Below are 7,945 nucleotides of genomic sequence, written 5' to 3' on the forward strand. Positions count from 1 at the left end.
CCGCTCGAACGCGGCCAGGCTGCGCACGAGCGGTCCCTGCCGCCCCTCCGGGCGCAGGTCGGCGTCGACCCCGAGCGGCGGGTCGGGCGCGGGCGCGGCCAGCAGCGTGCGCAGCCGTTCGGCCACGGCCAGGGCGGCCGCATCGCTCCCCCCGTCGAACACGAACAGCACGTCCGCATCGGACGGATAGCTCATCTCGGCCCCGCCCAACCGTCCCATCCCGATGATGGCGAACCGCATGTCGCTGGGCGCCCCGCGCTGCGCAACCGCGAGGGCCGCGCTCAACGTCGCGTCGGTGACATCGGCCAGCGCCTCCCCGACCCGTACCACGTCCACCTTGGAAGCGGGCGCTAGTTCCCCGGCCTCGCTGAGCACGTCGGCCGCACCGACCCGGAACAGTTCGCGCCTGCGCGACGCCCGCACCGCCGCGACCGCCTTGACCGGGTCGTCGTGCCGGGCCGCCGCGGCCGCGAAACCGTCCGCAAGGGTCTGACGAGGTGCGAGCTCCGAATCGTCGGCCAGCAACCGCAGCGCCTCCGGGTCACGCGAGAGCAGATCCGTCAGATATCGACCACTGTCGAGCACGCGGGCCAGGCGCATCGCGACCGGTCCCTCGTCGCGCAGCAGCCGCAGGTACCACGGGGTGGTGCCCAGCGCTTCGGAAACCTGCCGGTAGGCCAACAGCCCGGCATCGGGGTCCGGCGCGTCGGCGAACTCCGCCAACAGGACCGGCAGCAGCGTGCGCTGGATCGCCGCCGTCCGCGACACACCCGACGTCAGGGTCTCGATGTGGCGCAAGGCCCCATGCGGGTCGGCGTAACCGAGCACCTCCAGCCGTTTGCGTGCACTCTGCGGACTCAGCGACAGCCCGTCCGCGGGGACTCTCGCTACCGCCGCGAGCAGCGGACGGTAGAGCAGTTTCGCGTGCAGCCGTCTCACTTCCGCCGAGTGGCTTACCCACTGGGCGCGGAAGCCCTCCTCGGTGAGCCCGAGCGCGCGAGCCAACCACCGCACTTCCTTGGGCACAGTGTGCGTCCGCCGCAACCGTTGCAACTGAAGCGCATGCTCGACGCGGCGCAGGAATCGATAGGCGGCCTCCAGCGCGCTGCCGTCCTGCCGCCCCACGTAGCCGGCCTCCACGAGCGCCCGCAACGCGCGCAAAGTGTTGCCCGAGCGGATGTTTTCGTCGGCCCGCCCATGCACGAGCTGAAGCAACTGCACCGCGAACTCGATGTCGCGCAGCCCGCCCGGCCCTCGCTTGATCTCCCGATCGACCTCGCTCGGCGGGATCTGCTCGACGATCCGGCGCCGCATCGCGCGCACGTCATCGACCGCCTCCGGCCGCTCGGCGGCGCGCCAGATCAGCGGGCGCAGCCCGGCCAGCCACGCCTTGGCCAGACCCGCGTCGCCCGCCGCCGGGCGGGCCTTGAGCAGCGCCTGGAACTCCCACGTGCGCGCCCAACGCTGGTAGTACACCTGGTGGCTGGCGAGCGTGCGCACCAGCGGGCCGCGCCCGCCCTCCGGGCGCAGGGCCGCGTCGACGGGCCACGCCACCTGGCCGCAGATCTGCATCAGCCGGGTCGCGACGGTCGTGCCGTCGGCCAGGTCTTCGTCGTCGGCCGCGACGAAGATGACGTCCACATCGGACACGTAGTTGAGCTCGTCGCCCCCGCACTTGCCCATCGCGATGACCGCAAGCCTCGGTGCGTTTTGAACTTCTTTTATCGATATGCGGTACGCGGCACGCATCGTGGCATCTGCCAGTGCGGTGATCTCCGTCATCGTGACCTCGATGTCCGCCCCGTCCGCCAGGTCGGCGGCCGCGATGCGCAGCAGGCCGCGCTGGTAACCCTGCTTGAGCGAGGCCACATCGGCCAGTCCACTGTGCACCTCGTAGCGCGGCGGGATGTCATTCATCAGCGCGCGCCACTGGTCTTTGTCGGCCGCGAGCTGGTCGCCCAGCGCCGACGACGCGCCAAGCACGGTGATCAGCCGAATCCGCACGGCCTCATCGGCCCCGATGGCCTCGATCACGGCCGGGTCGCGCTCGAAGACGCGCGCCAGCTGGCGCAGGGCGAGGTCGGGGTCTGCCGCGCGCCCGATCTGCTCCAGGATCAGCGCGGACTCCTCGTCCACCGGCCGCTGCGCGCCTGCGTCCCAAAGCTTGAGGTCCGGTGGGCACGGCACAGTCAGCCCATAACGCGCCAGCCGCCCGATGCCCATAGGGCCCAAGGCTACTCATCCGATGTCGGGATCGCCTCGGCGGACGTTCGACTCGATCTCGGCCGCGGCGTAGTCCAGCAGCTCGTGCGCCAGGCTCGACAGCGCACGCGCCCCGGCCACCTCCTCGCCGATCCTGGGGACGGGGCGATCGTCGGGGTTGCGCCTGGCCTGCCCCAGCCCACGCAGCTCGCGGTTGTCGGGCGTGCGCAGGATGGCCAGTGCCTGCGTGTAGTCGGAGTCCTCATCGAAGGTGAGCTCGATGGTCCAGGTGGTGGTCATACCACCTACTCTGGCACCGCCACGGCCAGCTGTGCGGCGTATGCCTCAATGCGCTGACGCCACTGGTCGTGTGTGGCGTGTGGATCGCCGTCGCGGCCGGTGATCGTGACGATGAGGCGTGCGCCGTGACCCGTGCCCTCGGTGAACTCCGGCTGCACACCATCGAACGTCCATGCCTCGCGCGCCTCCTTCTCCGGCACGGTGAGCTGGCGCTCGAACCGGACCACCCACCCGTCGGCGGTCGTGCGCACCTCGCCTCGGTCGAGGCCGAAGCGGTGCACGAACTCCTCGTGCTCGCGCACCATCCGGCTGCTTTGCGGGGCGGGCCGACCGCGCAGGAGCGCGTCGAGGGCCGCGTGGCATGCGTCCCACCCGGCGGCGAAGCTCGCGGCACCGGGCCGGTCGTCGAAGGTGTGGATGAAGTCGAGCACGCAGCCGTCGCCGTCGGGCGTGAGCTCCCAGCGCAGGATGGTGCCCTCCCAGGTGTATTCAAGCAGGCGCGGTGGTTCGGCGGCGGTGACAACGCCATCCCCGCCGAACGAGAAGCGCACCGGCGTGCCCACGGCCGGATCGATCTCGACCTCGGCCGGGAACCAGTGCTTGAGCTGCGCCGGCTCGGTGAGGGCGCGCCAGATCTTCTCGGGGCGGTGGTTCAGGCGGCGACGCATGCGCAGCACATGCCGCCCATCGATGGTGTGCAAAGACTCGCTCATGGAGCCAACATACCGCGCAGGTTATATAACCGGCAAGGAATTCGAACCGGGCGGTGGTTCGAGCCGGCCCTGGGCGAGCTCGGCGAACCGGTGGGCGAACGGCTGCCACACCTCACGCACGTCGTCCTGCGCCAATTCGACGCCCGCGATCAGCGCGTCGGCGTTGTCGAACTTGGCGACCCAGCCGGCGAACATCTCGACATCGGTCTCGATGTGGAACTGCGTCCCCCAGGCCCGATCGCCGATCCGGAATGCCTGATGGGGGTACCGGGGTGAGGCCGCGAGCAGCACGGCACCCGCGGGCAGCACGGTGATCTCGTCGTGGTGGTACTGGATGACGTCGGGGGCGAAGGGCACCGGGCCGAACAGCGGATCGGCGGCCGCGATGTCGCGCTTGGCGACCAGGCGCGCGCCGATCTCGGGGCCCGCCGCCGATCGCTCCACACGACCGCCGTGGGCCTGCGCGAGCAGCTGGCCGCCGAGGCAGATGGCGAGCGTGGGCACGCGGTGACGCACGGCCTTGCGCAGCAACGACTCCAGCCGGGGAAACCACTGCGCGCCAGGTGTGCCGTCGTCAGCTGGATAGGCGTCCTGCTCGCCGCCGAGCACGACCAACGCCTCATAGCCCGCCAGATTGTCGGGCAGCTCGTCACCCGCGTGCGGCCGCCGCACCTCAAGCGAGAGCCCCGCCTCGGTCAGCCACACGCCCAGCCGGCACACGTCATCGGTCGGGTCGTTCTCCACCACCAGCGCAGTCACCCGCACGAGGCTACCTGGCCGCCGTTATGCGTCTGTGCGGCGCCTGATCCGGGCGCGGCGGACGAGTCCGGCGAGCACGGTCATCCCGGTGGCGATGGCAAGCCCGGTACCGAAGAAGAACATCGTCGTCCAACGGCTTTCGGCCGCCGCGGCGACGACCTCCGCCGGACCGTCCGGATTGGACGGGGCCGCGGACGGTGACGGTGACGCGAGGGGCTCACCCGGGTTGACCAGCCGCCCGACCGACACCTGCTCGGGCAGGCTGAAACCCCAGTCCAGCAGGGCCGCGCCCTGTTGCCAGCTGCGTTGCGGCCTGGGCTCGGCGCCCAGCAGCGTGACCACGAGCCGCCTGCCGTCGCGCTCCGCGGCACCCACATAGGTGTGGCGGGCCAGGCTGGTGAAGCCGGTCTTCCCGCCGATGGCGCCCGGGTACTTGGACATGAGCTGGTTCTCGTTCTGGATTTCGAAGCCCTCGTACTTCGGCGGCTGCGCGGGGATCTGCGTGCGCTCCGTGAGCTGGTAACGCCGGAACGTCTCGTTGGCGAAGCAGACCCGCGCGATGAGCGCGAGGTCGTAGGCGCTGGTGAACTGGCCCGGCCCGTCGTAACCGGACGGCGTCACGGCTTGGGTCTGATAGGCGCCGAGCCATTTCGCGTGTTGGTTCATGGCCTGCACCCCGGCGGCCATGCCCCCGGCTCCGCCGCCGAGGCGGGCCAGCACGTTGGCGGCGTCGTTGCCGGACTGCAGCAACAGCCCGAGCCACAGCGTTTCGACCGAGTACTGTCCATTTTCGACCAGGCCGACCGCCGAGCTGTCCGACGGGATGGCGATGTCCTCATGGACCACGGTGACGATCTGCTGCGGGTCGAGCTTGTCCAGGAATGTGGCCGCCAGCAGGAGCTTCTGCACGCTGGCCGGGGTGCCGTATTCGTGCGGGCCGCAGGCGCCGAGCACCTTGCCCGTGTCGAGGTCGGCGACCAGCCACGAGACGGCGGTGTTGGCGGGAGGGTCGGGAACCCCTGCGGGAACGACCAATCCGGCGCTGTCCAACTGCTTGCCCCCGACAGTGCGGTGTGCGGGCACGTCCGGAGGCGGCGACGGGCGCGGCGGCCGCTCGGGGTTGGGCTCCGCCGACTTCGGGCACGGGATCGGCGCCGGTGCAGGCGACGGACTGGCGTCGGCGAGCACGGGTGTGGTCACGGCGCACAGGAGCGCCACTGCGGCGTTACGCCAACTCATCCCAACCTCCCCAGAGCGGCGGCGGTGCGCATGGCATCGATCGAGCCGAATTCGGTGAACAGCAGGTCGGCCTCACTCCAGCAGGCCCGTGCCCGATCCAGCCGTCCCGCCTTCTCGTGCGCCTGGCCGAGCAGGCACAGCGTGTGGGCCTGGGCCAGCCGTTGCCCGCCATCGCGCTGCGGCGACAGGGCCGCTTCGGCGTGCGTCACGCAGGCCGCGACGTCGCCGAGGCCCAGAAGTGAAGCCGCCAAAGCGGTGTGCGCGTGCGCGACAGCGATGGGCGGGCCCGCGTCCTCGGCCAGCGCCAGCGCTCTGACGGCATGCTCGTGCGCGGCCCGGTGGCGGCCCTGTGCTGTGTAGGCCATGGCGAGCATGGCCAACGCATCGATCTCGCTGCGGCGATGGCGGGCGCGCTCCAGGATGCGCAGGGCGGTCGTCAGCCCGTCGATCGCCGCTTCCGGCCGGTCCGACCGCAGGTTGGCCTCGGCAAGCGCGATCTCGGCGAGGGCCTGCACCTGCGGGTCGGCGATCCGCTCGGCGATCTCGATGGCGGAGGTGATGGCCTTGACCGCCAGATCGAAGTCGCCGCGCTCGTAATGCACCCGGCCCAGGGTAACGAGCCCGGCCGCCTCCTCGTGCGGTGCATCGAGCTCGCGGAAGATGGCCAGCGCCTCGATCTGCAGCGTGTGTGCCTCGTCGAGGCGACCCTGCCGCCGCCGCACCCCGGCCAGGTTGCCCAGGGCGAGCGCCTCAGACAGGCGTTGCCCCAACCTGCGGCCCAGCAGCAGGGCGAGCGCCAGATAGCGGCCGGCCTTGCCGAGGTTGCCGCGCTCCAGGTGTGTCATCGACAGATTGATGTATCCGACCGCGACCGCGCGCTGGTTGCCCAGGGCCCGGTCGAGCGCCAGCACGGCCGTGAACCGCTCGGTCGCTGCGGGCAGCCGGCCGAGGTGCGCGAGCGAAACCGCCGCACCGCGAAGCGCCGACAGTTCACCCAACTGCATGCCCGCCTTGTGGTAAAGCGCGGCGGCCTGCTCCTGCTCGTCGACGGCGGTGACGTATTCGGCCGTGCGGAAGCGCAGGAAGCCGAGGAAGTGCCGGGCGGCCGCCTCACCGGCGATGTCTTCCGCTTCCTGTGCGACGGCCAGCCCCAGCTCGGCCACGGCGAACATCTGCGAGCGGAACTCCGCCAGATGATAGGCGTGCACCCGCAGCGCATCGGCCAGGTGCCAGGCCATGGACCGGGTGCCGGCCGAGGCGGCAAAGCGTTGCGCCGCAACGATGTTGTCCCACTCGTCGACCAGCCATCGATGACCCTGATCGGCGTCGGTGAACTCCTTTCCCGGTACCGAATCATCAATCGGATCGCGGGACAGAGCGCAGTTGGGCTGATTCAGCACGGCCCCGGCCGCGTCGACAGCGCTCAGATAGTGCTGCAGCAGGCGCTGGGCGGCGGCCTCCCGCTGCGCGGGCGGGTCTTCGGCCTCGCCCAGCTCGGCCGCGTAGTCGGCCAGCAGGTCATGACACGCATATCTGTCCGGCCCGCACGCCTGGGCCAGGTGCAGCTGGTCGAGCTTGTCGAGCACGCGCCCGGCCTCGGTGACCGGCACCGCCGCCAGCGCAGCCGCTGCGGTGACGGTGAGTCCGGCCGGCGCCGGGACCAGGCCCAGCATCCGGAACATGCGTTGGCTGGCCTGGTCGAGCGACCGGTACGACATCTCGAACGCGGCGCCGACCGTGGCCCGGCTGTCGCCGTCCACTTGCAACCCGGCCAGCGGACCACGCTGCGTCAGCGAGTCGAGATAGTCACGAAGGTCCGCGTGGCGGCGGTCGGCCAGACTCCCACCGGCCACCCGCAACGCCAGCGGCAGGCACCCGCAAAGGCGAGCCAGCTCGGCGGCTGCCGCCCGGTCGGTGCCGATGAGGTCGGCCCCGGCGGTGCGCGCGAGCACCTCGACCGCCTCCTGTTGCGGCAACACCTCAAGCCGCAACCGGTGGGCGCCTTCCAACGCCACGAGCCCGCTCAACCGGTCACGGCTCGTGACCACGACCAGGCAACCCGGTTCACCGGGAAGCAGCGGCCGCACCTGATCCGGCTCGGCGACGTCGTCGAGCAGGATGAGCAAACGCCTGCCCGACAGGGCCGAGCGGTAAAGCGCCACCTGGCCGTCCACGTCGAACGGGATGTCGCGCGCCGGCACACCGATCGCGTGCAACAGGCGCGGCAGCACATCGGCCGGCCGCGTGCGCGCACCCCGGTCGAAGCCGTGCATGCTGACGAACAGCTGACCGTCCGGGAAACGCGCCGAAACCCGGTGTGCCCAGCGCAATGCCAAAGCCGTCTTTCCGGTACCGGCTGCGCCCACGATGAGCACCAGGCGCTCCTGCCCGTCGGCGTAGGAGTCCAGCCGCAGCAGTTCGGCGTGGCGGCCGACGAACCGGGCCGGTTCCATCGGCAGCTCGTGCGCTGTAGCGGGCCTGTGCGCAGTGTCGGGTTTGGACGGTGCGGAAGCCGGTGTCTCCTCGCGGCGCAGGATCGATTGGTGCAGATGGGCCAGCTCGGGGCTCGGCTCGACGCCCAGCTCCTCGGCGAGCACCTGCCGCGCGGTGCGGAACGCGTCGAGCGCGCCGACCACATCTCCGCTGCGATACCTCGCGAGCATCAGCTGCGCCCGGAACCGCTCGTGCAACGGGTGCTCGTCGATCATCCCGGCCAGGCGGGAAAGCGCATC

6 protein-coding genes are annotated in these 7,945 nt (G+C 71.1%); all 6 read right to left on the bottom strand.

Translation table 11 applies throughout. The annotated features are described in order from the left end of the window. On the bottom strand, positions 1-2,223 hold a 2,223-nt coding region (locus tag DM816_RS38115), incomplete at its 3' end, for a bifunctional [glutamine synthetase] adenylyltransferase/[glutamine synthetase]-adenylyl-L-tyrosine phosphorylase (protein ID WP_342768799.1). Positions 2,224-2,238: 15 nt separating this feature from the next. Continuing rightward, a complete protein-coding gene (locus DM816_RS38120) occupies positions 2,239-2,502 on the bottom strand; it encodes a DUF1876 domain-containing protein (protein ID WP_117215360.1) in 264 nt (87 codons plus the stop codon). 5 nt (positions 2,503-2,507) lie between these two features. Then, complete coding sequence (locus DM816_RS38125; protein WP_117215361.1) at positions 2,508-3,215, bottom strand: SRPBCC family protein; 708 nt, start codon at positions 3,213-3,215, stop codon at positions 2,508-2,510. 21 nt (positions 3,216-3,236) lie between these two features. Then, positions 3,237-3,980 carry a type 1 glutamine amidotransferase gene (locus DM816_RS38130; protein ID WP_425455329.1) on the bottom strand — a complete coding sequence of 248 codons (744 nt, stop codon included), beginning with the start codon at positions 3,978-3,980 and terminating at the stop codon, positions 3,237-3,239. 18 nt (positions 3,981-3,998) lie between these two features. Next, positions 3,999-5,213, bottom strand: a complete 1,215-nt coding sequence (locus DM816_RS38135; protein WP_117215362.1) for a D-alanyl-D-alanine carboxypeptidase family protein — start codon at positions 5,211-5,213, stop codon at positions 3,999-4,001. Next, positions 5,210-7,945 (bottom strand): ATP-binding protein (locus tag DM816_RS38140; protein ID WP_162908260.1); only part of this gene is annotated, 2,736 nt, incomplete at its 5' end. The genes DM816_RS38140 and DM816_RS38135, both read right to left, overlap by 4 nt.

This window comes from Allorhizocola rhizosphaerae (assembly GCF_003426775.1).
Classification (GTDB): Bacteria; Actinomycetota; Actinomycetes; order Mycobacteriales; family Micromonosporaceae; genus Allorhizocola; species Allorhizocola rhizosphaerae.

Excerpts from the sequence above, each read along its gene's own strand:
- DM816_RS38120 (WP_117215360.1), bottom strand. The coding sequence starts at position 2,502 with ATGACCACCACCTGGACCATCGAGCTCACCTTCGATGAGGACTCCGAC.
- DM816_RS38125 (WP_117215361.1), bottom strand. The coding sequence starts at position 3,215 with ATGAGCGAGTCTTTGCACACCATCGATGGGCGGCATGTGCTGCGCATG.
- DM816_RS38135 (WP_117215362.1), bottom strand. The coding sequence starts at position 5,213 with ATGAGTTGGCGTAACGCCGCAGTGGCGCTCCTGTGCGCCGTGACCACA.